The sequence below is a fragment of the Collimonas sp. PA-H2 genome, assembly GCF_002564105.1.
Lineage (GTDB): Bacteria > Pseudomonadota > Gammaproteobacteria > Burkholderiales > Burkholderiaceae_D > Collimonas.
The window spans coordinates 268,896-294,095 of record NZ_PDBX01000002.1 but is presented as its reverse complement, the minus strand read 5'-3'; the positions used below and the strand labels follow the sequence as shown (position 1 = coordinate 294,095).

24 protein-coding genes are annotated in these 25,200 nt (G+C 60.8%); 15 read left to right on the top strand and 9 right to left on the bottom strand.

Features of this window, described 5'->3' with window-relative positions:
* The first annotated feature begins 154 nt into the window (after positions 1 to 154).
* Positions 155 to 1,036 (top strand): alpha/beta fold hydrolase, encoded by an 882-nt coding sequence (locus tag BCF11_RS26890; protein WP_098497912.1) that lies wholly within the window; start codon positions 155 to 157, stop codon positions 1,034 to 1,036.
* A gap of 34 nt (positions 1,037 to 1,070) precedes the next feature.
* Positions 1,071 to 2,474 carry an HdeD family acid-resistance protein gene (locus BCF11_RS26885; RefSeq protein ID WP_098497911.1) on the top strand — a complete coding sequence of 468 codons (1,404 nt, stop codon included), beginning with the start codon at positions 1,071 to 1,073 and terminating at the stop codon, positions 2,472 to 2,474.
* Here BCF11_RS26885 and BCF11_RS26880 read toward each other — a convergent pair.
* A complete protein-coding gene (locus tag BCF11_RS26880; protein WP_098497910.1) occupies positions 2,464 to 2,976 on the bottom strand; it encodes a DinB family protein in 513 nt (170 codons plus the stop codon). The two genes, BCF11_RS26885 and BCF11_RS26880, sit on opposite strands and share 11 nt — an antisense overlap.
* Positions 2,977 to 3,102: 126 nt before the next feature.
* Positions 3,103 to 3,873 carry a slipin family protein gene (locus BCF11_RS26875; RefSeq protein ID WP_369827877.1) on the bottom strand — a complete coding sequence of 257 codons (771 nt, stop codon included), beginning with the start codon at positions 3,871 to 3,873 and terminating at the stop codon, positions 3,103 to 3,105.
* Between the two features lie 516 nt (positions 3,874 to 4,389).
* Between BCF11_RS26875 and BCF11_RS26865 the strand changes: the two genes are divergently transcribed.
* The gene (locus BCF11_RS26865) at positions 4,390 to 5,208 is read left to right on the top strand and encodes a DUF5829 family protein (RefSeq protein WP_098497908.1); all 819 of its coding nucleotides are present in this window, start codon (positions 4,390 to 4,392) and stop codon (positions 5,206 to 5,208) included.
* A gap of 65 nt (positions 5,209 to 5,273) precedes the next feature.
* Positions 5,274 to 5,639 carry a glyoxalase superfamily protein gene (locus BCF11_RS26860; protein WP_098497907.1) on the top strand — a complete coding sequence of 122 codons (366 nt, stop codon included), beginning with the start codon at positions 5,274 to 5,276 and terminating at the stop codon, positions 5,637 to 5,639.
* 11 nt (positions 5,640 to 5,650) lie between these two features.
* On the opposite strand, the gene BCF11_RS26855 is transcribed toward BCF11_RS26860, so the two are convergent.
* From BCF11_RS26855 to eat, 6 genes are all read right to left on the bottom strand, one after another.
* Positions 5,651 to 6,277 (bottom strand): 2OG-Fe(II) oxygenase, encoded by a 627-nt coding sequence (locus tag BCF11_RS26855; RefSeq protein ID WP_098497906.1) that lies wholly within the window; start codon positions 6,275 to 6,277, stop codon positions 5,651 to 5,653.
* 187 nt (positions 6,278 to 6,464) lie between these two features.
* Positions 6,465 to 7,151 (bottom strand): Fe2+-dependent dioxygenase, encoded by a 687-nt coding sequence (locus BCF11_RS26850; RefSeq protein ID WP_098497905.1) that lies wholly within the window; start codon positions 7,149 to 7,151, stop codon positions 6,465 to 6,467.
* Between the two features lie 23 nt (positions 7,152 to 7,174).
* A complete protein-coding gene (locus BCF11_RS26845; RefSeq protein ID WP_098497904.1) occupies positions 7,175 to 9,409 on the bottom strand; it encodes a TonB-dependent siderophore receptor in 2,235 nt (744 codons plus the stop codon).
* 274 nt (positions 9,410 to 9,683) lie between these two features.
* On the bottom strand, positions 9,684 to 10,511 hold the full coding sequence (eutC, locus tag BCF11_RS26840) for an ethanolamine ammonia-lyase subunit EutC (RefSeq protein WP_098497903.1): 828 nt from the start codon (positions 10,509 to 10,511) through the stop codon (positions 9,684 to 9,686).
* A 10-nt stretch (positions 10,512 to 10,521) separates the two neighbouring features.
* Positions 10,522 to 11,895, bottom strand: coding sequence for an ethanolamine ammonia-lyase subunit EutB (locus tag BCF11_RS26835; protein ID WP_098498005.1), 1,374 nt, complete (start codon positions 11,893 to 11,895; stop codon positions 10,522 to 10,524).
* A 64-nt stretch (positions 11,896 to 11,959) separates the two neighbouring features.
* Complete coding sequence (gene eat, locus BCF11_RS26830) at positions 11,960 to 13,330, bottom strand: ethanolamine permease (protein WP_098497902.1); 1,371 nt, start codon at positions 13,328 to 13,330, stop codon at positions 11,960 to 11,962.
* A gap of 385 nt (positions 13,331 to 13,715) precedes the next feature.
* Here eat and BCF11_RS26825 point away from each other — a divergent pair, with 385 nt between their 5' ends.
* The 9 genes from BCF11_RS26825 to BCF11_RS26785 all read left to right on the top strand — a co-directional run bounded on the left by BCF11_RS26825 (position 13,716) and on the right by BCF11_RS26785 (position 22,178).
* The gene (locus tag BCF11_RS26825; protein ID WP_098497901.1) at positions 13,716 to 14,741 is read left to right on the top strand and encodes a patatin-like phospholipase family protein; all 1,026 of its coding nucleotides are present in this window, start codon (positions 13,716 to 13,718) and stop codon (positions 14,739 to 14,741) included.
* 33 nt (positions 14,742 to 14,774) lie between these two features.
* Complete coding sequence (locus tag BCF11_RS26820) at positions 14,775 to 15,671, top strand: alpha/beta fold hydrolase (protein WP_098497900.1); 897 nt, start codon at positions 14,775 to 14,777, stop codon at positions 15,669 to 15,671.
* Positions 15,672 to 15,798: 127 nt separating this feature from the next.
* On the top strand, positions 15,799 to 16,629 hold the full coding sequence (locus BCF11_RS26815) for a 3',5'-nucleoside bisphosphate phosphatase (protein WP_098498004.1): 831 nt from the start codon (positions 15,799 to 15,801) through the stop codon (positions 16,627 to 16,629).
* A gap of 182 nt (positions 16,630 to 16,811) precedes the next feature.
* On the top strand, positions 16,812 to 17,312 hold the full coding sequence (locus tag BCF11_RS26810; protein ID WP_098497899.1) for a hypothetical protein: 501 nt from the start codon (positions 16,812 to 16,814) through the stop codon (positions 17,310 to 17,312).
* Positions 17,313 to 17,515: 203 nt separating this feature from the next.
* Positions 17,516 to 18,688, top strand: coding sequence for a cytochrome c oxidase subunit II (locus tag BCF11_RS26805; protein ID WP_098497898.1), 1,173 nt, complete (start codon positions 17,516 to 17,518; stop codon positions 18,686 to 18,688).
* 26 nt (positions 18,689 to 18,714) lie between these two features.
* A complete protein-coding gene (locus tag BCF11_RS26800) occupies positions 18,715 to 20,490 on the top strand; it encodes a cbb3-type cytochrome c oxidase subunit I (RefSeq protein WP_098497897.1) in 1,776 nt (591 codons plus the stop codon).
* Positions 20,487 to 21,128, top strand: a complete 642-nt coding sequence (locus BCF11_RS26795) for a cytochrome c oxidase subunit 3 (protein WP_143751536.1) — start codon at positions 20,487 to 20,489, stop codon at positions 21,126 to 21,128. Before BCF11_RS26800 ends, BCF11_RS26795 begins: the two co-directional genes overlap by 4 nt.
* A gap of 10 nt (positions 21,129 to 21,138) precedes the next feature.
* Positions 21,139 to 21,855, top strand: a complete 717-nt coding sequence (locus BCF11_RS26790; protein WP_098497896.1) for a heme-copper oxidase subunit III family protein — start codon at positions 21,139 to 21,141, stop codon at positions 21,853 to 21,855.
* Between the two features lie 8 nt (positions 21,856 to 21,863).
* Complete coding sequence (locus BCF11_RS26785; protein WP_098497895.1) at positions 21,864 to 22,178, top strand: cytochrome C oxidase subunit IV family protein; 315 nt, start codon at positions 21,864 to 21,866, stop codon at positions 22,176 to 22,178.
* Positions 22,179 to 22,181: 3 nt separating this feature from the next.
* Here the strand turns inward: BCF11_RS26785 and BCF11_RS26780 are convergent, their stop codons facing one another.
* Entirely contained in the window at positions 22,182 to 23,246 is a 1,065-nt protein-coding gene (locus BCF11_RS26780) for an acyltransferase family protein (protein WP_098497894.1), read from the bottom strand.
* Between the two features lie 177 nt (positions 23,247 to 23,423).
* Between BCF11_RS26780 and BCF11_RS26775 the strand changes: the two genes are divergently transcribed.
* Together BCF11_RS26775 and htpX are read left to right on the top strand one after the other, a co-directional pair.
* Complete coding sequence (locus tag BCF11_RS26775; protein ID WP_233212730.1) at positions 23,424 to 24,023, top strand: glutathione S-transferase; 600 nt, start codon at positions 23,424 to 23,426, stop codon at positions 24,021 to 24,023.
* A 251-nt stretch (positions 24,024 to 24,274) separates the two neighbouring features.
* Positions 24,275 to 25,159, top strand: coding sequence for a protease HtpX (htpX, locus tag BCF11_RS26770; RefSeq protein ID WP_098497892.1), 885 nt, complete (start codon positions 24,275 to 24,277; stop codon positions 25,157 to 25,159).
* The last annotated feature ends 41 nt before the right edge of the window (positions 25,160 to 25,200 follow it).

The window sequence follows — 25,200 nt, the reverse complement described above, 5'->3', positions numbered from 1 at the left end:
CCAAACTGACGAACTGATTTATAAGTGAACGATCGTTCTTTTATTCTGGATTTATTAACCCACGCATCGCGTTGCAGCATCAATAAAATTTTTAGATGCTGGCGCCTAACTATCGATGTGCACTATGGACTGGAAAAATTAACAGGGAGGTGTCGTGTTAAAACAGGTCGATGCGGGTGTTCTCAATGTTACCTATGACGATGGCGGCGACGTCGCCGGTCTCCCGGTTTTTCTGCTGCACGGTTTCCCCTACGATATCCATGCCTACGACGAAGTGGCTGCGCTGCTGGCAGCGCAGGGTTGTCGCGTGATTACTCCCTATCTGCGCGGCTATGGAGCGACGCGCTTCTTGTCGGCGGAGACGGCGCGCTCCGGCCAGCAGGCGGCGCTCGCCCACGACCTGCTGGCGCTGATGGATGCGCTGGCGATTCCGCAGGCGCTGCTGGCCGGCTACGACTGGGGCGGCCGCGCCGCCTGCATCGTTGCCGCCTTGTGGCCGCAGCGCGTGCGCGGCCTGGTGTCGGCCGGCGGCTATAACATCCAGGATATTGCCGGCGCCGCCAGGCCGCAGTCGCCGGAAAATGAATTGCGCTACTGGTACCAGTACTATTTCCATGGCGAGCGCGGCCGCGCCGGGTTGGCGCAGAATCGCTACGAATTCTGCAAACTGTTATGGCGGCTGTGGTCGCCCAACTGGCGATTTGATGAAGAGACTTACCGCCGCAGCGCCGCCGCTTTCGACAATCCCGATTTTGTTGAAGTGGTGATTCATTCCTATCGCCACCGTTTCGGGCTGGCGCCAGGCGATCCTGCGGTCGAGAGCACGGAACTGCTGCTGGCCGCGCAGCCGAGGATAGGCGTGCCAGCCATCGCATTGGACGGCGGCGGCGACGGCGTCAGCCTGAGCGGCGGGTCGGAACAGCACGCGCATTTTTTTAGCGGCCCGTATCAGCGCAGGGTGATCCCTGTAGCGGGGCACAATCTGCCTCAGGAGGCGCCTCATGATTTCGCCGCAGCCATATTGGCGCTGCGCTGATTGCTGCAGAAAAGACGACTGAAAGGACTGAATCATGCTGCGTCTGGTATTGCTGTTGCTAGGTGTCGATTATCTGCGCGAGCGTTGGCGCGGGCTGAGGATCATCGGCTGGATCTGGAGCATCGCGGGCGTCGCGATTTTTATCGACGCGCTGGACGATGCGCTGTATTTTCCGATCAGCTTCTTTGCCTATTTCCTGCTAGCGGAAGGCGCGGCTACCTTGGCGGTGGCGTGGACCGGGATGGCGGGACAGCGCATCTTGCGCAACATCAAGGGCGTGGCGTTTATCGCCGCGGCGTTGCTGATCCTGGCCGGCCACCATCACGGCAATTTCATCCTGTCGATGATCTTCGGTACCTTGTTCCTGGCCGACGGTCTGCTGCAATCCATCTCGGCATCGGTGGTGCGTTATCCGCGCTGGCGGCTGGCCTTCGCCAGCGGCATCCTGGAGTGCGCGATTGCGATCTTTTTCTACCAGCCCTATCCGACCCATTACGTCGGCACCGTGCCTTATTGCATCGGGCTCGGGCTGGCTTTCGGCGGCTGGCACATGCTGCTGCTGGCATACCGCGTGCGGCGTCTGCCGGCAGGCGCCACGGTGGCCTCGGTGCTGGAGAGCGCTGCCGCCCGCACGCCTCAGCCCAATGCTGCCGGCACGGCTGCCGTTTTTGAATGGGACGGTCCGCCTGCCGCTGCCGAGAAGGCACTGACGGTGCACGTATGGACGCCGGTCGGCTCATCGAAAATGCCGGCGCAGCGCCTGCCTGTGATCGACCGCTATATTGCCGCGGTGGATTCCGCCGGCGTGATATCGACCGGTCACGCAGCGCTTGAAACGCCCGAAGGCATCTATATCAGCTTGTATCCCGGAGTGGAAATCGACCGCTCGCCGGATGAATTCGGCCGCCTGCTGCGCGCTACTCACGAAAACGATGTGGCCGGCGTGTTCCAGCCCGATTACCGGACCGAGTCGCACGCCTGGTGCGAGTCTACCGTCCAGGTCAGGATCCGCAACTATAGTCCCGAACGGCTGCGTATTTTCTGGGAACACTACCGGCGCGACAATACCTACAATCTAACCTATCGCAATTGTTCGAGTTCGGTGGCGCGCGCGCTGGAAGCGGCGCTGGAGGGAGCGGTATGCCGGGCGCGCGGGAACGACCGCAGCTGGGCGGCTTTCGTGCGGCTGTTCCTGACGCCGGAGCTGTGGGTCGCGGGACAAATCCGCAAGCGTGCAAAAACCATGGCCTGGACTCCCGGCCTGACGCTCGATTATGCGCGCGCGATGAGCATGCTGGCGGATCCGAGGCCGTTTGGCTGGCTGAAGATGGCGCGGCTGGCTATGCGCACCATGTCGCGCTCTCGCCGGCGATGGCGGCAGGAGCGCAGAGAGGGGGCGCAGGCGGCGCGGTCCGGAGATGAAAAGATCATGCCGTAGCCGGCTCCGTAGCCGATTCCGCCTCTATCTTCCCCAGCAGCCACTGCAGGCCGGCCAGATGCTGCTGGTCGTGGCTGCACAGATAATGCACCAGGCTGCGCAGCGTCAGGGAGCCGTAGCCTTCGAATTCTGCCTGGCGATCGAATTGCTCCGGCGCCAGACTGGAGATGAGAGCGACGGTCTTGGCGCGGGCGGCGCGGAACGACCTGAAGACTTCAATCGGATCGGCGCTGGCGTAATTGCGTTCGCCGGCAAGGAGGTCGCTGTCGATGGATGGCAGCAGCGGATTGTGTTCATCGAGGGTGCGCCGGAAACGCAGATGATAGCCGTCGATTTCGATATCGCGCACGTGGCAGATCTGTTCGATGGCGCTGAACGGCTCGCTCGGTACGCCTTCCCAGGAGGCCGGTTTCCAGTGCGTGCAGGCGTTCGGGATGGCGGCATAATGCTGTTCCAGCTGCAGCGGAAAGGCCGCCAGGGTGTTCAGGGTGATCGGGTTCATGGCAGGGCGGTCGGATAGGTTGATTGCAGTCAGGCAATTATATGGCAGACCGCGCAATCCGTTGCGCGGCCTGCCGATTGTCTGCGCCCATCGACCTGCGTGTGTGCGCGCCGGACTGGCCTGTTTTCAGGGCGCTTTCTTTCTATCGCCTAAAAACGTCGACAGCAAGTCCATCGGCAACGGGAACACTACCGTGGTGTTCTTGTCGGCGCCGATCACCGTCAGTGTTTCCAGGTAGCGCAACAGGATGGCCTGCGGCTCCTGCGCCAGCACGTGGGCGGCCTGGTAGAGTTTTTCCGATGCTTGCAGCTCGCCTTCTGCATGGATCACCTTGGCGCGCCGTTCGCGTTCCGCTTCGGCTTGCCTGGCGATGGCGCGTATCATCGATTCGGTGAGGTCGACCTGCTTGATTTCGACGTTGGAAACCTTGATGCCCCAGGAGTCGGTTTGGGCGTCGAGCGCTTGCTGGATGTCCAGGTTGAGCCTTTCCCGTTCCGCCAGCATGTCGTCCAGCTGATGTTTGCCCAGCACTGAACGCAGCATGGTCTGCGACAGCTGGCTGGTGGCGTTGAAGAAATTGGCGACTTCCACGATCGCCTTGCGCGGATCGATCACGCGGAAATAGACCACTGCGTTGACTCTGACGGAGACGTTGTCGCGCGAGATGACATCCTGCGTCGGTACTTCCAGCACCACGGTACGCAGATCGACCCTGACCAGTTGCTGGATCGCCGGAATCAGCAGCACCAGCCCCGGCCCCCTGACGCCGGAAAAACGTCCCAGGGTGAAGACGACGCCGCGTTCATACTCGCGGAAGATGTAAATCGATGCATTCAGCAGAATGATCACGACGAAAAACAGTGCGACCATTCCGAACCAGGCGAAATTCCAGGGCATTTTGTGCCTCCTTCCTTGTCGAAGATGGCCTGGCGCGGGTTGCGGAAGCGGGCGGCAAGCCGGCTTGAGCAGGTATCGTGCAGGTCATTTAACCAGTATAGGCGACCGGACTGTACTTAGACATCCTTCCAGGGGCCGGGTATGCTAAATTGCTGTTTCTTATTGAGAATTTCATAGACCGCGACAAAACCGTAACCTGGTTTTTCGCCGCGCCTGAGGCACGTAGCTAACTGGGGTCGGGGTGTAGTTCTGCGCGCTTTTTGCAGAAACTTCACTCCGACCCCACTTAGCGGGCCACCGAGTGCATGGCTCGCCGTTAGGAAGGCAAAACCATGTAATGCGCTCTGTCTTTCTTCGAATCCGTCATGTGGGGTCAGAGTCAAGTTTCGCGATAAAGCACCGCGAAAGTTGACTCTGACCCCAGATGACTCTTTCTGCGTAGCGCCAAGGTTGTCAAAGGCGACGATTTTGCCACAGGGAGAAACCTGGCCCTCCATTATTGCTGACTCTTTACCTATGACTCATTCGCAAGTGCATCTGAATCACGTCATCGTCCATATAGACGGCCCAACCAGATCGGCTATCGCGCAATCGGCCTTCCTGAAAGATGAATTTGCGGCATTTGAGGCGGCTACCGTCGCCATTGGGGACGGTGGTGGCTGGAGCGGCCTGTATATCGACGGCGAGCAGACCTACGTCGAGATATTCGGTCCGTCGCCGGGCGACACGGCCAGCGGTGCTGCCGGCATCTGCCTCGGCGTGGATCAGGCGGGCGGCTTGGAGGGTGCCTGCGCGGCCCTGCGAGAGTTTGGCCATATGCCCAGCCCCGATCTGGTCAGGCGCCAGTTCGACGGTCAGGAAATTCCATGGTTCCGCTATATGGATCTTGTCGATTCTGGCGCCTCCTTTACGTCCAGCATCATGGAATACGACAAGGATTTCCTGAGGCTTAGCCGGCCCGGGCTGAATGCCGGACAAGACGGCATCAGCCGCAAACAATATAACGCCGCACGCTTCCGGCCGGAGCGCTATCTCAAGGATATCAGCGAAGTGACCTTGGCTCTTGCGCCGCTTGACATCGCATTGTTTGGCCATCAGCTGGCAGTGCTGGGATATGTGGAAACGTCGGCAGGCGGGGCCAGGACTTTTTGCGGGCAAGAGCTCAAATTCCATCTGGTGCAAGGCTACGCCTCGGTTTGCGGCGTGATTGCGCTCAAGCTGAATCTGTTAAAGAAAAAAGAAGGTGAGACAATTTACCGCTTTGGCACCGGATCGATGTTGCACTTCGATGCCGAGTTCAGCGCAACCTGGACTTTCGGGCCGGCCTCTGCATAAGTTTGCACGATCCGTATCTGCTTTTAATCTAAGCCAAATTAACCGCGATCAGGAGAAAACAGTTCATGCACCTATCCCACGCCATTCCCATCATCCGCATATTTTCGGAAGCGAAGGCCAAAGAGTTTTATCTCGATTTTCTTGGTTTCACCCTGGAATGGGAACACCGCTTCGAGGAAAATTTTCCGCTGTATGCCCAGATAAAACGCGGTGACCTGACCATTCATCTGAGCGAGCACCATGGCGATGCGACGCCGGGTTCGACCATGTTTGTGCCGGTGCGGGATATTGATGCCTTGCAGCGCGAGCTGCTGGCCAGGAACTACGCTTATGCAAAACCTGGCATCGAAGATTTGCCCTGGGGACGCAACATGGAAGTCGCGGATCCGTTCGGCAACCGCATCCGTTTCTGCGAGCAGTCAAAGCAGTAAGTCCATCTGCGTCAGGCCGGCCGTTGCCTGAACCAGCCGGCAAGCGAGATACGGTCGCGGGTCGCCGGCAGTACTTCGTGCAGCATGTCGGCGGACAGGAACAGCACCAGCCGGCTGCCCAGCGGGGTAATGTCTGCGCTGGGCTGTCCGGCCGGATGCAGGCGCAGGGCGCCCCCTTGTTCCGGCAGCCAGTCTTGGTTCAGGTAGATGACCACCGAGACGGTGCGGCTGTCGTCGTCGCGGAAGCGGTCCAGATGGGGCTGGTAGGACGCGCCTGGCGCGTAACAGGCGAAGTGGCTTTCGTACTCGTCCAGTCCCAGGAACAGGGTGCGGTTCAGCATCAGGCGCAAGGTTTCCATGATCAGCAGATAGCGGTCGCATGCCGGCGATTGTCCAGCCTTGAGCCAAAGAATCCGGTCGCCGCGGATGTCGCTGCGCACCGCCTGCGCCTCGCCACGGCCAACGGCGGCACGATGCAAGGCGCCGCCAAGCGCCAGCGCGCGGCATTCCGCGGCCAGTTCCAGGGTCAGGTCTGCCGGCAGGAAAATATTTTGCTGCGACCAGCCATGCTCTGTCAGGCTATCGGTCATGTGCAGCCGCAGCGCTTCGCTGAGGCACTCGGAGGATTCTGAAAACATCGCTGCAACTCTTCCTGGAAACGTGCATTCGCTGCGAATCGTCAATATTCCAGAAACGTTGTTTCAACGATGCCGCCGTGTATGCATCAAGTCCGCGGACCTGGGATTCATGGCTGGCAAACCAGTGTAACACTTGCGCCTGACGAATGTCAGGCGGAGGGGAGGGATAGGGTCCAGGAAACCTGGTTCAGGTCTCGCTCCATTGCCGCATCAGGTTGTGGTAGCAGCCGATTAGGCTGCGCCGCGCCTGTTCGTCGGCATTGGTCTGGTTGAGTTTCTGGATAGCGTTATCCATTTCGAGCAGCATGCTGCGCTGGCCGTCGTCGCGCACCAGGCTTTGCACCCAGAAAAAACAGGCGGTACGTATTCCGCGCGTGATCGGCGTGACCTGGTGCAGGCTGGTGGCTGGATACAGCACCATGTCGCCGGCCTGCAGCTTGACGGCATGCGTGCCGTAGGTGTCGTCGATCTGCAGTTCGCCGCCGTCGTAGGACTCCGGATCGGACAGGAACAGCGTGGCGGAGATGTCGGTGCGCAGCTTGCGGCCGCTGTGCGGATCGATGCGCACGCTGCCGTCGACGTGGGCGCCGAAAGTCATGCCTTCGCCGTAGCGGTTGAACATCGGCGGGTAGACGGTATTCGGCAGCGCCGCGCTGATGAAGCGCGGGTGGCGCTCCAATGCCGCCAGGATGATCTGCTGGCATTGCCGCGCCACTTCAGAACGTTCATCGATCTGCTGATTGAACTTGACTGCCGCTCCCTGGTAGCCGGCGGTGACGCGGCCGTCCACCCAGGCTGGACCGGCATGGTCCAGCAACTGGCGTACAGCTTGCAGCTGCTGTGTATCTAGTACCTTGGGAATAGCAATCAGCATGAACGTTTCTCTGGCTTTTCTAATTACATACGATAGTTGAGCGACAGCATGGCGGTACGGCCTGTGCCTGGCACCGAACGGCCGCCGTCGGACTGGATCAAGGCATCGTAATACATCTTGTTGGTCAGGTTGAACAGATTCAGGCGGATATCGTATTTCGGTTGCGTATACGCCACCGTTGCATCCCAGCGCGTATAGCCGCCGGCCTGCACCGTGTTGGTCGGATTGGCGTAGCGCGCCGACATATAGCTGGCGCCGCCGCCGACTTCCCAATGCGGCGCAACCTTGTAGGTGGTCCAGCTGGTCAGCGTGTTCTTCGGCGTGTTGACCGGGATCTTGCCCAGCGTGCCGTCGAGGCTGGAAGACTGGATCACCTTGGCGTCCAGGTAGGTATAGCCGAGCGCGACCTGCCAATCCTTGGTGATGTGACCGGTGGCGCCGGCGCGGGCGCCATTGACTCTTACCGTGCCGTCCAGCACATAGACGCCGGTGCTGACCAGGCTGCGCGCGTTTTCTTTCTTGATCTGGAAGATAGCGGCGTTGAGCGACAGCTTGTCGTTGAGCAGATCCCATTTGCCGCCCAGTTCGTAGGAGCGGTTCTTTTCCGGATCGAGGTTTTGCTGGCCGGTGGTGCCGGTCAGCTGTTCCAGCGACGGGTTGAACGAGGTGCCATAGGACAGGTAGTAAGACTGTGCCGCGCTTGGCTGCCAGATGCTGCCCAGGCGCACGCTGGTGAAGTTGACGGTTTGCTGGGCTGACGGCAGGGCGGTGTTCTTGGCGGCCGCCGGCGCAGTGGCCGAGTTCAGCGAGTTGGTGATGCTGGCGATGTAGCGGTCGAAGCGCAGGCCGCCGACCAGCTTGAACTGATCGGTGAGCGTCACGGTGTCGTTGAGATAGGCGGCGATCGTATTGGCGGAACCACCGGCACGGTTGCCGGCTTGGCTGACGACATTGCTGCCGGCCGTGCTGTAGCTCGGATTGAGCAGCGGCACGCAGTCGTTGTAGCCGGCTACCGTCGAAGGTGCATTCAAGGCCACGCCGTTGCAGCTGCCGTTGCGGTAGTAAGCCTGGTTGTCGTAACCGTCGTGGCCGACTTCGAAGCCCGCCAGCAGTTCATGCTTGATGCTGCCGGTGCTGAGCTTGGCCGACAGTTCGGTCTGGTTGAAAATCGAATAGTCGCGGATGTCGCGGTCATGGCTTTGGCCGCGCACATATAGGCTGCTCAACGGCAGCGAACTGACGGCCGAAGTCGGCAACGGCGTGAAGCCGGCGGCGGACACCGTACCGATGGTGTTCGGTGCGGTCTCTACCGCGCTGGTGCGCACATAGTTGAACTGGGTCTGGTTGCGCAGCACTACGTCGGGCGTGATCTTGTGGCGGATGGTGGTGTTGAGCGACGCCACGTCCTGATTGGTGTGGTCGCTGTTGAGGCCGTAGGCGGTATCGCGGCCGACATTGGCCGGATGGCCGTTGAGCGGCGGCAGGCCGTAGTCGGGCATGTCGTGGTTGTGCTGGATCAGGGCTGACAGGGTGATTTCGGTCGGCGTGCCGATGCCGAACACATAGGAACCGGCCAGGCCGAAATCCTGGACGTCGGTCTGGTCGCGCGTAGTGGCCTTGCCGCTTTGCGCCATGGCCGACAGGCGCAATGCCGAAGTGTCCGACAATGGGCGGTTGTAGTCCGCGGTAGTACGCACCAGGCCGTTGGTGGTGGCCGACGCCGAGACTTCGGTCGAGGCATGCAGGTTGGCCTTCTTGGTCACCTGGTTGATCACGCCGCCGGTGGAGCCGCGCCCGAACAGCATCGAGGACGGCCCCATCAGCACTTCGACTTCATCGATGGCAAAAGTGTCGCGGTAGTACTGGCCGCGGTCGCGGAAGCCATCCAGATAGATGTCGGTGCGTGCCGAAAAGCCGTTCAGGTTGATATTGTTGCCGATCTGGCCGCCTTCCGCGCCGCCCAGCGTGATGCCAGCGACGTTGCGCAGGGCATCGGCCAGCGAACTCGCGCCTTGCGATTGCATCAGCGCCTTGTTGACGACGACGACCGATTGCGGCACGTCATGCAGGTCGGCCGGCAATTTGGTGAGGGAAGTGCCGTTGGCGTTGAAATCGCCGCGGCTGCCTTCCACCACGACTTCCTGCAGTACGGCAGGGCTGGCACTTGTTTTTGGGCTGGGGGCTTGTTGCGCTTGCGAGGACAGAGGGGCGGCGAACACTGCGACCAGGGCAGCGGCAATCGGGTTGAGGCGGTTCATTTTTATAGTCAGCAAAAAGTTTGGCAGGCCGGCTTGTGCGGCGCGCGGAATTTTGGCTGGCTAGTACGGCGGATGATCTCGTTTGGCTGGCTGATGGTGTTGCATGTAAAGCAAGGTAATTTTGTAATCGATTCTTATTTACTGTTAATTTCCGTTGCAATTATAGATGAGAGTTCTGTTGTGTCTATAGCTGGGAATTGTAAAATCGCGCAAAAAAACAACAGCTTGTCAGACTGCTCATTGCTGTCTTTCTGTGGGTCGCCGGCGGCGGGGCCTAGCATTCGTCCAGCAGGAAATTGCGTGAAGGCTGCGGCAATTGTCCGCCGGCGGTGCCGGTTTCATCTTTTAAGTGGATGCCGGAGAGTTGCCGCTGGCGCGCTTGCGTCAGCAGGTAATGCAGCTTGAACGCCGCTTCTTCATACGACAGGCCGGCGGGCCGCACATTGGAAATGCAATTGCGGCTTTCATCGGTCAGGCCGATGCGCGGCGCCCAAGTCAGGTACAGCCCCATGCTGTCGGGCGAACTCAGGCCGGGGCGTTCGCCGATCAGGATCACCACCAGCTTGGCTCCGAATATTTCGCCGACTTCATCGCCCACCGCGACCCGTCCCTGGCGCACGATGGCGATCGGCGCCAGCGCCCAGTTCTCGGGCGCCAGGCGCTTCATCAGCGCCTCCAGGAAAGGCTGGGCATTCTGCTCGATGGCAAGCGCCGACAAGCCGTCGGCAATGACGATGGCGAGATCGTAGTTGGCCGCCGGCTGTTGGTTTTGCCGCAGTTCCTGCAAGATGCTGCGCGAGGCGGCGTCCAGCCGCCGTCCGAGGTCGGGGCGCTGCAGGTAGGTGTCGCGGTTTCCCGCCGCGCTCGATACGGTGACGCAGTGCGTGTTGCCGGCAAAGGACTCGCTCAGGCGGCTGCTCAGCGCCTTGGCGTCCAGTGCCAGGTGCACTGCATCGCGCGCCCGCGCATGCGCTAGCTGGAAATCCAGTTGGGCAGATGTCGGCAAGCTGACGCCGCTGCGTCCGAGCGCAATGCGGGCGGCGGTAAACTGCCGCAATGCTTGCCACGGATTGTTGACGACGGTGGGGTTCGGTTTAGTCATGCAGGCAGCCTCAGGATAGGCGCAGCAGCGCTTGTTTGAATATCGATGGCAAGGCTGTGCCCAGCTTGACCTGTTCGCCTTCACTGAAAATCTGCATGCTCTTCAGCCAGGCCTCGAATTCCGGCGCCGGCTTCGATCCCAGCAGGCGCCGCACATACAAGGCATCGTGGAAGGAGGTAGTCTGGTAGTTGAGCATGATGTCGTCCGAACCCGGAATCCCCATGACAAAGGTGCAGCCGGCGGCGCCGAGCAGGGTCAGCAATACATCCATGTCGTCCTGGTCGGCTTCGGCGTGGTTGGTGTAGCAGACATCGCAGCCCATCGGCAGGCCCAGCAGCTTGGCGCAGAAATGATCTTCCAGTCCGGCGCGGATGATCTGCTTGCCGTCGTACAGATATTCGGGGCCGATAAAGCCGACCACCGAATTCACCAGCAGCGGCTGGAACTTGCGCGCCACCGCATAGGCCCGCGCTTCGCAGGTCTGCTGGTCGATGCCATGATGTGCATTGGCCGATAGCGCGCTGCCCTGGCCGGTTTCGAAATACATGACGTTGTCGCCGACCGTGCCGCGCTGCAGCGACAAGGCCGCTGTACGCGCTTCCGCCAGCAGCGCCAGGTTGATGCCGAAGCTGAGGTTGGCGGCCTCGGTGCCGGCAATCGACTGGAACACCAGGTCCACCGGCGCGCCGCGATTGATAGCTTGTATGGTATTGGTGACGTGGGTCAGCACGCAGGACTGGGTCGGAATCTGGTAGCGCTGGATGATGTCGTCGAGCATGCTGACGATCTTGATCACTTGCGGCAGGTTGTCGGTGGCCGGATTGATGCCTATCACCGCATCGCCGCTGCCGTATAAAAGACCGTCGAGGATGCTGGCGGCGATGCCGCTGGCATCGTCGGTCGGATGGTTAGGCTGCAGGCGGGTCGACAGGCTGTTGGCCAGGCCGATGGTGTTGCGGAAGCGGGTCACCACCCGGCATTTTTTTGCGACCAGGATCAGGTCCTGCACCCGCATGATCTTGGATACGGCGGCCGCCATTTCCGGCGTGACGCCGGGCGCCACGGCGGTCAGCATCTGTTCGTCAACCGCATCGCTCAACAGCCAGTTGCGAAAGTCGCCCACGGTCAAATGGCTGATGCGGGCAAAGGCGGCGGCGTCGTGATCGTCGACGATCAGGCGGCTGATTTCATCCTGTTCATAAGGGATCAGCAAATTGCTGAGGAAGGTGGCCAGCGGCACGGCGGCCAGGGTCATCTGCGCCACCACCCGTTCTTCCGCGCTGGCGGCGGCCAGGCCCGCCAGGTAGTCGCCGGAGCGTGGCGGCGTGGCCTTGGCCATCAGGTCCTTGAGGTCGCGGAAAATATAGCTTTTGGTTCCGACCATATGACTGAAAGGATGCTTGCTGTTGCCCACCGATGCGGTCCTCCATGCAGTTTGTCGGATTGGCTTACGCCACAGCGCTGGGTTCCAGTGTACGACTATTCTTGGTCATCAGGAACACCACATAGCCGCAGGCCAGGAAGGCCGCGAACACGCCGAAGATCAGCAGGTTGTAATAAATCATGGTGGCCATGCAGACGCAGGCGCCAACCAGTGCAAACGCCGGCAGCCACGGATACAACGGCGCGCGGAACGGCCGCGGCATGTCGGGCGCGCTGCGGCGCAGGCGGAACAGGCTGAGCATACTGATGATGTACATGGTGATGGCGCCGAAGACCGACATGGTGACGATATTGGCGGTCAGGGTCTGGCCGCCGAGGGTGATCAGCTCATCGCTGTAGATGGCGGCGATGCCGATCACGCCACCAGCCAGGATCGCCCGGTGCGGGGTGTTGAAGCGCGCATGGATCTTGGCGAAATAGCCCGGCAGGTAGCCATCCCGGGCCAGCGCGAATATCTGCCGTGAATAGCCGAGGATGATGCCGTGGAAGGAGGCGATCAGGCCGAACAGGCCCAGCCACACCAGCATGTGCAGCCAGCTGCTGTGTTCGCCGACGATCAGTTTCATGGCTTGCGGCAGCGGATCGTTGATGTTGGCCAGCTTGGTCCAGTCGCCGGCGCCGCCGGCAAACACCATGACGCCGATCGCCAGCAGCACCAGCGTGATGATGCCGGTGATGTAGGCGATCGGGATGGAGCGCTGGGGATTCTTGGCTTCCTCGGCTGCCATCGCCACCCCTTCGATGGCCAGGAAAAACCAGATCGCGAACGGAATGGCCGCAAACATGCCGGGAATCGAGGCCAGGCTGAAATGGTCCTGGCCGGACCAGCCGCCCTTGACGAAATGCGCAATCGAAAAGCCCGGCGAAACCACGCCCATGAACACCAGCAGCTCGAAAATCGCCAGCAGGGTCACACACAGTTCAAACATGGCGGCGATCTGCACGCCGACGATATTCAGCGTCATGAACACCAGGTAGGCGCCGACTGCAGCGGTTTTGGGATCGAGCGCGGGAAACTGGACATTCAGATAGGCGCCGATCGCCAGTGCAATCGCTGGCGGCGCAAACACGAATTCGATCAGGGTGGCGGCGCCGGCGATATAGCCGCCCAGCGGGCCGAAGGCTTTCTTGCTGTAGGCGAAAGGGCCGCCGGCATGCGGGATCGAGGTAGTCAATTCCGTGAAGCTGAAGATGAAGGCGGTATACATGGCGGCGATAAACAGCGCCGTCACGGTAAACCCAAGGGTGCCGGCCGAGGCCCAGCCATAGCTCCAGCCGAAATACTCGCCCGATATGACCAGGCCGACCGCAATTCCCCACAACTGTATCGTGCCCAGGGTCTGTTTCAGGGCTGGGGCGCCGGTATTTGCATTCATGATTCTTCTCCACGAGATGGTTTCAGCTGCACGAAAATCCAAAGAAAAATCTATTGCCCGATTGCGGCGCGCCGCTGCGCAACTTTGGTTCGCCGGCGAAAGAAAGCGGTGCAATGGCGGCAGCGATGCTTGTGCACGTCCGATCTTGAATGCTGAAAAGCAAAATGCGTGCCGTTGTGGTGCACAATGCGTTGGCGGCTGCTCGCAAAGCAAGTCGTCAAGATGGGCATGAAACTGATTCCAAGAAAACGCTCTATGCGAAAGATTGGTAAATTAGTGGAATATGTGGGAGGGTATGGGCAGACGCCGCAATAGATTGTGCTCCATGCGACCGAATTTCAGCGCATGACGACATGCGACAGATAACCATCTTCAGGAACTATTCATGCAAAACAAGATAATCACGCTAGCCCTGCAGGGCGGCGGTTCACACGGCGCCTTTACCTGGGGCGCGCTGGACCGCCTGCTGGAAGAACCGCGCATCGATATCGAAGGCATCAGCGGCGCCAGCGCCGGCGCCATGAATGCAGTGGTGATGAGCTACGGACTGGCGACCGGCGGCCGCGACGGCGCACGCCAGGCGTTGGCGGATTTCTGGGACAGCGTCAGCACCCGCGACCTGTACAGCTTCATGCGGCCGGATGCCTTAAGCGAAGCGGGCATTGCCTCGCAGGCGACTTCCTCGGCGCTGCTCAAGCATATGTTTTCGGTGACCCGCATGTTCTCGCCTTACCAGCTCAATCCTTTCGACCTGAATCCCTTGCGCGATATCCTCAGCAAGCAGATCGATTTCGACCGGCTGCGGGTAGAGGGCAAGATCAAGCTGTTCATCGCCGCCACCCAGGTCAGCACCGGCCGCCTGCGCATCTTCCGCAATGAGGACCTGACGCAAGACGCCTTGCTGGCCTCGGCTTGCCTGCCGTCGATGCACCATGCGGTCGAGATCGACGGCGAAGCCTACTGGGATGGCGGCCTGACTGCCAACCCGCCGATTTTCCCCTTGTTGCACCTGTGTACCTCGCCGGATGTGCTGGCGGTGCTGCTGCATCCGTTCCGGCGGCCGCTGACGCCGACCAGCACCGAAGAGATCGGCCAGCGCCTGAGCGAAATCAGTTTCAGTTCGACTTTTTTCACCGAGCTGGGCGGGCTGGCGCTGGCCAAGCGGGAATCCGAGGCAGATCCCGAGGCACGCGGAAAAATGCATGACCGCCTGATGGAATTGCAGATCCACGTGATCGATTCCGATGCCCTGATGAGCCAGCTGAGCGTGGCCAGCAAGCTCAACACCAAAGCCTCCTTCATCCATGCCTTGCGCGATGCCGGACGGACGCGCGCGGAGCACTGGCTGCAGGAAGAATTTTCCGGCGGCGAGCTGAAGTCCAACTTTGATCTCGGCCAGTTCCTGGCATAGCATCCATCTAATCACGCAAACTGTACAAGTCCTATGTCGATGAAATTATCCCGTTCAGAATTCATTCCCTTGCGCGGCTTGCGCTATCACGTGCGCCACTGGGGCCGCGCCGGCGCCCCGAAAATCTTCATGATGCACGGCTGGATGGATGTCTCCGCCTCGTTCCAGTTCGTGGTGGATTGCCTGCAGCGCGACTGGCATGTGATCGCCCCGGACTGGCGCGGCTTCGGCCTGACCGAGGGACCGCCGGTGGACAGCTACTGGTTTCCCGATTACCTGGCCGACCTCGACGCCATCCTGCAGCACTATGCGACGGATGAAGCGGTCAACCTGCTCGGCCACAGCATGGGCGGCTATGCCGTCGGCTTGTATGCGGGCACGCGGCCGCAGCGGATCAAGACACTGATCAACCTGGAAGGTTTCGGCGGCACCCGTCTGGCGGCTGACCTGGCGCCAACACGTTACGCCAAATGGCTGGATCAGCTGATCGAATCGGCGTCCCTGCAAAGCTATCCAGACCTGGCGGCGGTGGCGGCTCGCCTGCAGAAAACCAATCCGCGCCTGAGCGACAGCCGGGCGGCCTTCCTGGCGCAGCACTGGGCACGCCAGAACGATCTCGGCCGCTGGGAAATCCTGGCCGATCCGGCGCACAAGATCATCAATCCGGTATTGCCTCGGGTGGAAGAAATGCTGGCCTGCTGGCGCAGCACCACGGCGCCGGTGCTGTGCGTCGAGGCGGCGGAAACCAATATGTGGCAATGGATGGGCGGCCAGGAAACCATGCGCGAGGAAGTCGACCGCCGTATCGCCGTCCTGCCGCGCGCCAGGATGGTGTTCATTGCGGAAGCTGGCCACATGCTGCATCACGACCAGCCGCAGACGCTGGCGCATTTGATCGAAGAATTCCTGCAGGAGCAGGGCGCAGCTTGAGGAAGCGCTGAAACGGGGGAAATGTGCGCTGCAGCATATGCCGGCCAAGAGGCGTACAATCCTGATATGAGGCTGCTGCCAGGCGGCTAGCCAGCTTTTTACCGTACTTCCCCCTGTAGGACTAATGATGTTGAATGTTGATCTCCATTGCCACTCCAATGTTTCCGACGGTACGCTGACGCCGATGGCGGTGGCGGCGCGCGCCAAGGCGAATGGAGTGGACATGTGGGCGCTGACCGATCACGACGAAATCGACGGTATCGCTGAAGCCAGGGCGGCTGCGGCGGCGCTGGACCTGCCGTATGTCGCCGGCGTGGAAATTTCGATTACCTGGGCTAACCACACCATCCATATCGTCGGCTTGCAAATCGACGAAACCAATCCGCAGCTGGTGCAGGGCTTGGCGGCAACCCGTGGCGGCCGTGAACGGCGCGCGCATGAAATGGCGGCGCAACTGGCGACGGTCGGCATTCCCGACGCTTTCGAAGGCGCCTTGAAGCATGTCGGCAATCCCGACCTGATTTCGCGCACCCATTTCGCCCGTTACCTGGTGGAGATCGGCCGTTGCGCCGACACCAGCGAAGTATTCCGCAACTATCTTACCGAAGGCAATCCGGGCTATGTGCCTCACCGTTGGGCCTCGCTGGCGCAATCGGTGCAGTGGATACGCGACGCCGGCGGTATTGCCGTGGTGGCGCATCCGGGGCGCTACAAGCTGAGCGACCTGGCCTTTGACGCTTTCTTCAGCGAATTCAAGCAGCTTGGCGGCGCTGCGATCGAAGTCATGACCGGCAGCCATACGCCGGATCAGTATGACTATTACGCCAAGGTTGCCTCCAGGTACGGTTTCCTGGCTTCGCGCGGTTCCGATTTCCACAGCCCGGCCGAATCGCGGGTCGACCTCGGCGCCTTGCCGCCTTTGCCTGATAGCGTTACCCCGGTCTGGCATAACTGGTAACAAACTTCTGACCGGCCGCAGAGCGGCCTGGTTGCTGCGTCGCAGCATAGTTACTGCCTTTGCATGTCTATGATTCTGTACTACTCTGAAAGAGAGTCCGGCGCGGTGTCTGCGTGGCGGACCGGCGTCGCGGCTATTGTTGCCGTGGCGTAGCTGCTTGTCATCGCTTTCAGGAGGTCATCATGGAACTTCACATGCATTCGCATCACTTGGAGCATCGCCTGCCAGACTGGCCGGCAGCAGCAGTCTCCGGTTTTGCCGCCGGTGCGGTCATGATGGTGCTGGAACTGCTATGGTCGTCGATCTTCCAGGACACCAGCCCTTGGGCTACATCGCATATGATCGCCGCCATCGTGATGGGGCCGGATGCCTTGCAATCAACCACCTTCAACATCGGCGTGGTCGCCGTGGCGCTGGGCACCCATTATGTGCTGGGGATTGTGCTGGCCCTGATCCTGGCCGCCATCATCGCGCCTTTCCACTTTGACTCCAGCGTCGGCATGGTCTTGCTGACCGGCGCTGTGTTCGGCTTGGCTGTCTATCTGTTCAATTTTTATGGCATGGTCCGCTTCTTCTCGTGGTTTGCTGATATGCGCGGCTGGGCGACGCTGGCCGCCCACCTGGTATTCGGTATGTCGGCGGCGATCATCTACTGGAAGCTGGAACGGCCTTTGGGACAATAGCGGCGCGCGTTTAGCTATCCGTTTAACCATCATTTGCCGTGAGTGCCGACGGATCAGGAGTTAAGCCCTGATCCGTTCGCGTACCCATATGCGGATATACGGTAGGCCGGAGCGTGGTTGCGGCTGTCGTTACAAGCATTCAGAGAGTACTTCATTACATTTGCATCACTTCCGCGGAGCGCTCCGCAGGAAAGAGGGTAGCTATGGCCATGGCAGTCGCACTCATCCTGATCGTCGTCGCTTCGGTGCTGTTTCATTTCGTCAGCCCCTGGTGGGCGACCCCGCTGGCATCGAACTGGCGGCAAATGGACGATACGCTGACCATCACCCTGATCATCACCGGCATCTTCTTCGTCGTCATCAATCTGTTCATCGTGTACACCCTGCTGCGTTTTCGCCACCGCGAAGGCCGCCAGGCCGCTTATCGGCCGGAGAACCTCAAGCTGGAACGCTGGCTGATCGTCGGCACCAGCATTGCCATCATGGGCTTGCTGGCGCCGGGGCTGTTCGTGTATGCCGCCTACGTCACCGTGCCGGCGAATGCGCGCGATGTCGAAGTGGTCGGCCAGCAATGGCAATGGCGTTTCCGCTATCCAGGCCCCAGCGGCAAACTGGGGCGCTCCAGCGTGGCGCTGATCAGCGCCGCCAATCCCTTCGGGCTGGATCCGGCCGATCCGGCCGGCCAGGACAATATCCTTATCAATAACAATGAACTACATCTGCAGGTCGACCAGCCGGTGCGGATGCTGCTGCGTTCGATGGATGTGCTGCACGATTTCTATGCGCCGCCGTTCCGCGCCCGCATGAACATGGTGCCCGGCATGATCACTTCATTCTGGTTCACGCCGAACAAGATCGGCCGCTATGAAGTCTTGTGCGCGCAGCTGTGCGGCGTCGGCCACGCCGGCATGCGCGGCTATGTGGTGGTGGAAGACGCCGCCAGCTACCAGAAGTGGCTGAAGGCGCAGCCGACCTTTGCCCAGAGCATGGCGCCGCCGGCCGCGGCAACTGTCGGCGTTGCCGCCGGTGCTGCCGTGGCTGCAGCCGGCGATGTGCTGGCGGGGCAGGGCAAGGCGCTGGCGGAGTCCAAGGCTTGCGTGGCCTGCCATACGGTGGACGGCACGCCGCGCGTCGGCCCGACCTGGAAAGGCTTGTACGGCAAAACCGAAACCATGGAAAACGGCGCCACCGCGCTGGTGGACGAGGCATATCTGAAAGCGTTCATCCGCGATCCGCAGGCGCGCGTGGTGAAAGGCTTCGCGCCGATGATGCCGAAAATCGACATGAGCGATGCCGAGCTGGCGGCGCTGGTGGCTTACATCAAATCGGTAGGCGCGGCGCCGGCAGCCGCACCGAAACAGCAGGCGCAACAATAAACATCATCCGCTAAGCAAGGAAAGCCATGGCCTACACTGACGACAGCGCGCATCAAGACCCGCATGAAGACCATTTGCCGCAAGGTTTCTTCCGCAAATACGTCTGGAGCCAGGATCACAAGGTGATTGCGATCCAGTATGCCAGCGTCGCCATCCTGGCCGGGCTGGTGGGGGTGGGGCTGTCGAACCTGATGCGTCTGCAGTTGGGGTTTCCCGGCAAGTTCGCCTTCATCGATGCGGCGCACTATTACCAGTTCATGACCATGCACGGCATGATCATGGTGATCTATCTCTTGACAGCGCTGTTCCTCGGGGGCTTCGGCAATTACCTGATTCCGCTGATGGTGGGGGCGCGCGACATGGTGTTTCCTTACCTGAACATGCTGAGTTTCTGGGTCTACCTGCTGTCGGTGATCGTGCTGATGGCAAGTTTCTTCGTGCCGGGCGGGCCGACCGGCGCCGGCTGGACGCTCTACCCGCCGCAGGCGATCCTGCCGGGAACGCCGGGCTATGAGTGGGGCATCATCCTGATGCTGGTGTCGCTGCTGATCTTCATCGTCGCCGCCACCATGGGCGGCTTGAACTATGTCACCACGGTGCTGCAGGCGCGCACCGAGGGCATGACCCTGTTGCGCATGCCGCTTACGGTGTGGGGTATTTTCGTCGCCACCATCCTGGCCTTGATGGCGTTTCCGGCGCTGTTCGTGAGCGGCGTCATGATGCTGCTGGATCGCACGCTGGGCACCAGCTTCTTCATGCCGGCGCTGGTGTCGATGGGGCAGATCAGCGGCTACAAAGGCGGCAGTCCCTTGCTGTTCCAGCACCTGTTCTGGTTTTTCGGCCATCCCGAGGTGTATATCGTGGCCTTGCCGGCGTTCGGCATCGTCTCCGACCTGATCAGCGTGCATGCGCGCAAGAGCATCTTCGGCTACCGCACCATGGTGTGGGCGATCATCGCGATAGGCGTGCTCAGCGTGGTGGTGTGGGCGCATCACATGTTCGTCAGCGGCATGAATCCGTATTTCGGCTTTTTCTTCGCCACCACCACACTGATCATCGCGGTTCCCACCGCCCTCAAGGTTTATAACTGGGTGCTGACCCTGTGGAAAGGCGATATCCACCTGTCGGTGCCGATGCTGTTTGCGCTGGCCTTCGTCAGCACCTTCCTGATCGGCGGGCTGACCGGCCTGTTCCTCGGCAATGTCAGCGTCGATATTCCGCTCTCCAATACCTATTTCGTGGTGGCGCATTTTCATATGGTGATGGGAGTGTCGCCGCTGCTGGTGATTTTCGGCGCCATCTATCACTGGTATCCCAAGATCAGCGGCCGCATGCTGCACGACGGCCTCGGGAAGCTGCATTTCTGGGTAACCTTCCTCGGCACGTATGCCATCTTTTTCCCTATGCATTACCTCGGCATCCTCGGCATGCCGCGCCGTTACTATGCTTTCGAAGACTATAAGTTCATTCCGGATTCGGCGCAGACCATGAACGCCTTCATTACCGTAGTCGCCCTGATCGTGGCGACGGCGCAGCTGATCTTCATCTTCAATATGGTGTGGAGCGTTTTTTACGGCAAGCGCGCCAGCGCCAATCCGTGGCGCGCGGCATCGCTGGAATGGCAGACGCCGCAAACGCCTCCTGTGCATGGCAACTGGGGGCCGCATCTGCCGGTGGTGTACCGTGGCGCCTACACTTATAGCGTGCCCGGGGCGCAGGAAGATTTCATCGCCCAGAACGCGCCGCCGGTTCCCGGCGACGCCGAGTCGCGCCTGGCGGTCGATAAGGAGGTGCTGGCATGAGCGACGCTGCGATCTTGAAATCATCGGGCGGCGGTTACGGCAAACCGGCTGCGGACAACCCGCTTGAGCGCCGCTACGCCGCCATCAGCGTCGCCCTGTGGCTGTTCATGGCGGTCGCCAGCGCCTTGTTCCTGCTGTTCATCGCGGCCTACATCATGCGCATGGATGCCGCCGACTGGTCGCCGCTGGCGATGCCTTGGCAGCTCTGGCTGAGCACCTCGATACTGGCGATCGCCAGCGTTGTTTTACAGCTTGCAGTCGCCGCCGCCAACAACCATCAGATGGAACGCGCCCGCAGCCTGCTGTTGCTGGCGGGTGCCTGCAGCATCGCCTTCCTCGCCGCCCAGCTATGGGGATGGCAGGCGCTGCAGGCGATTCACGTGACCGCCAGCGGCAATCCGGCCGGCAGTTTTTTTTACTTGCTGACCGCCATGCACGCCCTGCATGTGACGGGCGGCCTGGTCGGCTGGGGCATGGCTGCCGCCGGCTCCTGGCGCCAGCAGCCGCGCCGGCTGGCCTGGCGTATCCGCCTGTGCGCGCGCTACTGGCACTTCCTGCTGGCGGTCTGGCTGCTGCTGTTTGCCGCGCTGGGCTGGCTGACGCCGGATTTTGTGCGCATGGTGTGCGGTACCCGTTGAAGGGGGATATATGAGCATTGCAACTCCGCCGGCAAGCACGGCAGAAGCATCCGGCCACGGCCGCTGGCGCCAGCTGGTGGCTGACTGGTCGTCTGACCAGCGCGCGTTCCAGGTGTCCTGGGGCAAGGCGATGATGTGGATTTTCCTGCTGTCCGACACCTTCATCTTCAGCTGCTTCCTGACCGGCTACATGACGGTGCGCATTTCCAGCACCATTCCCTGGCCCAATCCGAGCCTGGTGTTCAGCCTGAAGATAGGCGCCGCCGAGGTGCCTCTGCTGCTGATCGCCATCATGACTTTCGTCCTCATCAGCAGTAGCGGCACCATGGCGATGGCAGTCAATTTCGCCTATCGCCGCGAGCGCGTGCGGGCGGCGGTCCTGATGTTTGTCACCGCCGCTTTTGGCGTCTGTTTCGTCAGCATGCAGGTGTTTGAGTGGAGCAAGCTGATTTTGCAGGAAGGCGTGCGGCCCTGGGGCAATCCGATGGGCGCGCCGCAGTTCGGCTCGACTTTTTTCATGATCACCGGCTTCCATGGCTTGCACGTGAGCGCCGGCGTGATTTACCTGATTATAGTCGCCGTGCGCTTGCTGAAAGGCCGTTATGACGGGCCCGGCGGCAAGGGTGGCACGGGCGGCAATTACCAGATCGTTGAAATCGCCGGCTTGTACTGGCACTTCGTCGACCTGGTCTGGGTTTTCATTTTTGCCTTGTTCTATCTCTGGTAGGTGCGCTCATGACTTCCGCCACAGGACAACAACATCCGATCAGCCTCTACCTCAAGATCTGGGGGCTGCTGTTTGTGCTCAGCACGCTGTCTTATCTGGTCGACTACTTCAATTTCCATAGCTATCTGCGCTGGACCCTGATTATCGTCCTGATGCTGATGAAGGCAGGGCTGATCGTCGCCTTTTTCATGCACATGGCGTGGGAGCGGCTGGCGCTGGTGTTCGCCATCCTGGTGCCGCCGCTTTGCCTGCTGGTGCTGGTGGCCCTGATGGCGACCGAGGCCGACTATACGTTCCTGACCAGGCTGCTGTTCTTCCGCTGAGGGCTATAGTTTGATATACCAGCGCCGCAGGTCCATCACGTAGACGATCAGCCACCACAGGGCGACGAAGGCCACTGCAAACGCCAGCGAAGCGAGCTGCGCTCCGGCCAGCGGCGCGATCCATCCTGCGAACAAGTGCTGATAAAGCGGCTCTTGCCAGCCCAGGCCGGGCAGCAGGATCTGCATCAGTTCCGACCCCGCATAAGCGGCAATGGCATTGACGCCGAAGCGGCGCCCCAGCGCCGGCCAGCCGCGCCGGTCGATCAGCCAATGCAACAGCAGCGTTGCCAGCATGGCCCAGCCGGCGCACCAGAGCACGAACGACGGCGTCCACAGATTTTTGTTGAACGGCAGCGCCAGCGACCACAGCGCGCCCAAGGCCAACGCGGCAATGCCGGCGATGAGCAGCGGTTTCAGCTGGTCTGTGCGCAGCCAGCGGCCGGCGCACAGGCCGAGTAGGCAAGTGGCCAGAGACGGCAGCGTCGCAAGCAAGCCTTCCGGATCATGGCCGCGGCCGCTGAGCGGATCGATTTGATATACCAGTTTCCCGAAGATGGCGCTATCGCTGCGGCTGACCAGGTTGACCCAGGGGTCCAGCGAACCGCCCAGCGCCAGCAAGCCCCAGTAACCGAGCAGGATGGCGACGATTGCGCCCCATTGCGTGCGCGGCCGGGTGTGGATCGCAAACAGTGCGGTGGCGGCAAAGCACAGTCCGATCCGCTGTAGCACTCCCGGCGCGCGTAAATGCACGCCAGGCATGATCAGCCAGGCCAGCAGATTGATCGCCAGGCCCAGCGCCACGATCCGCAAGGCCCGCAGCAAGGCCGCCCGCGTCAATGCCGCGCGATCTCCGCCTTGCGCCACGCGCGGTTCGATGCCGAGGGCGGTGGAGAGGCCGACCATGAACAGGAAAAACGGAAACACCAGGTCGGTCGGCGTGCAGCCGTGCCAGGCAGAATGCTCCAGCGGGGCGTAGACGTGGCCCCAGTCGCCCGGGTCGTTCACCAGCAGCATTGCTGCTACGGTGCAGCCGCGCAATGCATCGACCGATGCCAGGCGGCGCGTCATGGATGATCGGCCGCATGCAGGACAGGCGGCGGTGTTGAACTGTGCATAGGGGCTCCAATAATTTCCGTGCGGCAAAGATAGCAGAATTCAGCGCACCTTCAAGCAGCCGCCGCGTGAATAACGATGTGGTTGCATCTGTGTTATTTTATTGGCATTAATTTTTGCAGGTTGATTGATTTGAAGCCGATTTTATTCACCTTTCGTCGTTGCCCATACGCCATCCGCGCCCGCCTCGCTGTCAAGATCAGCGGCGTCGAGGTCGAGATGCATGAGGTCAGCCTGCGGAACAAGCCGCAAGCCATGCTGGACTGTTCACCCAAGGGCACGGTGCCGGTGCTGGCGTTGCCTGGCGGCGCCGTGCTTGAGCAAAGCCTCGACATCATGCGCTGGGCGCTGGCGCAGAACGACCCGGAACAATGGCTGAGCACGGATCCCGAAGTGGTGCGGCAGACGCAGGAACTGATCGTGCAAAACGATGGCGCTTTCAAGGGTCTACTGGACCGCTACAAGTATGCGGAGCGCTTTCCGGAGTATTCCGCCAGCCATTACCGTGAGCAGGGCGAAGCAATCCTGGCGCAGCTGGATACACGGATTGCTGCCAGCGGTTTCCTCAACGGGGACAAGAGAGGCCTGGCCGATATGGCGATTTTCCCGTTCGTACGGCAATTCGTGGCGGTCGACCCGGAGTGGTTTTATGCCAGCCGGTACCAGAGCCTGGCCGGCTGGCTGGACGGCTTGCTTGCATCGCCGCTATTCCAGTCCGTGATGCAAAAGTGATTGCTGCGGCATCGGCTAGCCCTAAGCCGGCAGCAGCAGGAACAGCCGGCAGATTTTGTGGAAGAATGGGAGGGGATAACTGAGTTCGGCGGCATCAGGCGTGAATATTGGCGTGAATATTGGCGTGAATATTGTTTAATTGCTTTGTTTTCTGCTGCAGGCAGTCTGGCATAATTGGCCGCCGCACTCTTGAAATTTGGGTCGGCGACCTTATTTTAAAGACACTTCTTTCCCCATTTTGGAGTTTCCACATGAAACGTATTTTCTTGTTCCTTGCTACCAATATCGCAGTGATGCTTGTCATGAGCGTCGTGCTGTCGCTATTGGGCGTGGACCGTTTCCTGACTCGCGCCGGCCTCAACCTGCCGATGCTGATGGTGTTTTCGCTGGTGGTCGGCTTCACCGGATCGATCTTCTCGCTGCTGATCAGCAAGCAGATGGCGAAATGGTCGACCGGCGCCCGTGTGATTGCCTCGCCGTCTAATTCGACCGAGATGTGGCTGGTGGATACGGTCGGCAAGCTGGCGCAGCGCGCCGGCATCGGCATGCCTGAAGTGGCCGTGTATCAGGGCGACGCCAATGCCTTCGCCACCGGCGCTTTCAAGAATTCGGCGCTGGTCGCGGTATCGACCGGTCTGCTGGAAAGCATGACCAAGGAAGAAGTCGAAGCAGTGCTGGGCCACGAAATCGCCCACATCGCCAATGGCGACATGGTGACCATGACCCTGATTCAGGGCGTGGTGAACACTTTTGTGGTGTTCCTGTCGCGCGTCATCGGTTATGCTGTCGACCGCGCCTTGTCGCGTGGCAATAATGATGGTCCTGGCATCGGCTATATGGCGACTGTGCTGGTATCGCAGATTGTGCTGGGTATAGGCGCGTCGCTGATCGTGGCTTGGTTCTCGCGCCATCGCGAATTCCGCGCCGACGCCGGCTCCGCCAAACTGCTGGGCAGCGCTTTGCCGATGCAGAACGCGCTGGCGCGCCTGGGCGGGATTGAGCCCGCGACCTTGCCGGAATCGATGGCAGCCCTGGGCATCAACGACAAGCCCGGTTTCATGGCGCTGTTTTCCAGCCATCCGCCGATCGAACAACGCATCGCAGCCTTGCGTAATCCGCAAGTCACTGCCCTGTAATTTTTCTTGATTCGACGGCGCTGACCTTCGGGTTAGCGCCG

Excerpts from the sequence above, each read along its gene's own strand:
- eat (WP_098497902.1), bottom strand. The coding sequence starts at position 13,330 with ATGAATGCAAATACCGGCGCCCCAGCCCTGAAACAGACCCTGGGCACG.
- BCF11_RS26845 (WP_098497904.1), bottom strand. The coding sequence starts at position 9,409 with ATGAACCGCCTCAACCCGATTGCCGCTGCCCTGGTCGCAGTGTTCGCC.
- BCF11_RS26805 (WP_098497898.1), top strand. The coding sequence starts at position 17,516 with ATGGCCATGGCAGTCGCACTCATCCTGATCGTCGTCGCTTCGGTGCTG.
- BCF11_RS26880 (WP_098497910.1), bottom strand. The coding sequence starts at position 2,976 with ATGAACCCGATCACCCTGAACACCCTGGCGGCCTTTCCGCTGCAGCTG.
- BCF11_RS26820 (WP_098497900.1), top strand. The coding sequence starts at position 14,775 with ATGTCGATGAAATTATCCCGTTCAGAATTCATTCCCTTGCGCGGCTTG.
- BCF11_RS26780 (WP_098497894.1), bottom strand. The coding sequence starts at position 23,246 with ATGACGCGCCGCCTGGCATCGGTCGATGCATTGCGCGGCTGCACCGTA.
- htpX (WP_098497892.1), top strand. The coding sequence starts at position 24,275 with ATGAAACGTATTTTCTTGTTCCTTGCTACCAATATCGCAGTGATGCTT.
- BCF11_RS26850 (WP_098497905.1), bottom strand. The coding sequence starts at position 7,151 with ATGCTGATTGCTATTCCCAAGGTACTAGATACACAGCAGCTGCAAGCT.
- BCF11_RS26835 (WP_098498005.1), bottom strand. The coding sequence starts at position 11,895 with ATGGTCGGAACCAAAAGCTATATTTTCCGCGACCTCAAGGACCTGATG.
- BCF11_RS26865 (WP_098497908.1), top strand. The coding sequence starts at position 4,390 with ATGACTCATTCGCAAGTGCATCTGAATCACGTCATCGTCCATATAGAC.
- BCF11_RS26795 (WP_143751536.1), top strand. The coding sequence starts at position 20,487 with ATGAGCGACGCTGCGATCTTGAAATCATCGGGCGGCGGTTACGGCAAA.
- BCF11_RS26855 (WP_098497906.1), bottom strand. The coding sequence starts at position 6,277 with ATGTTTTCAGAATCCTCCGAGTGCCTCAGCGAAGCGCTGCGGCTGCAC.
- BCF11_RS26790 (WP_098497896.1), top strand. The coding sequence starts at position 21,139 with ATGAGCATTGCAACTCCGCCGGCAAGCACGGCAGAAGCATCCGGCCAC.
- BCF11_RS26885 (WP_098497911.1), top strand. The coding sequence starts at position 1,071 with ATGCTGCGTCTGGTATTGCTGTTGCTAGGTGTCGATTATCTGCGCGAG.
- BCF11_RS26815 (WP_098498004.1), top strand. The coding sequence starts at position 15,799 with ATGTTGAATGTTGATCTCCATTGCCACTCCAATGTTTCCGACGGTACG.
- BCF11_RS26785 (WP_098497895.1), top strand. The coding sequence starts at position 21,864 with ATGACTTCCGCCACAGGACAACAACATCCGATCAGCCTCTACCTCAAG.
- BCF11_RS26800 (WP_098497897.1), top strand. The coding sequence starts at position 18,715 with ATGGCCTACACTGACGACAGCGCGCATCAAGACCCGCATGAAGACCAT.
- BCF11_RS26825 (WP_098497901.1), top strand. The coding sequence starts at position 13,716 with ATGCAAAACAAGATAATCACGCTAGCCCTGCAGGGCGGCGGTTCACAC.
- BCF11_RS26810 (WP_098497899.1), top strand. The coding sequence starts at position 16,812 with ATGGAACTTCACATGCATTCGCATCACTTGGAGCATCGCCTGCCAGAC.
- BCF11_RS26860 (WP_098497907.1), top strand. The coding sequence starts at position 5,274 with ATGCACCTATCCCACGCCATTCCCATCATCCGCATATTTTCGGAAGCG.
- eutC (WP_098497903.1), bottom strand. The coding sequence starts at position 10,511 with ATGACTAAACCGAACCCCACCGTCGTCAACAATCCGTGGCAAGCATTG.
- BCF11_RS26875 (WP_369827877.1), bottom strand. The coding sequence starts at position 3,873 with ATGCCCTGGAATTTCGCCTGGTTCGGAATGGTCGCACTGTTTTTCGTC.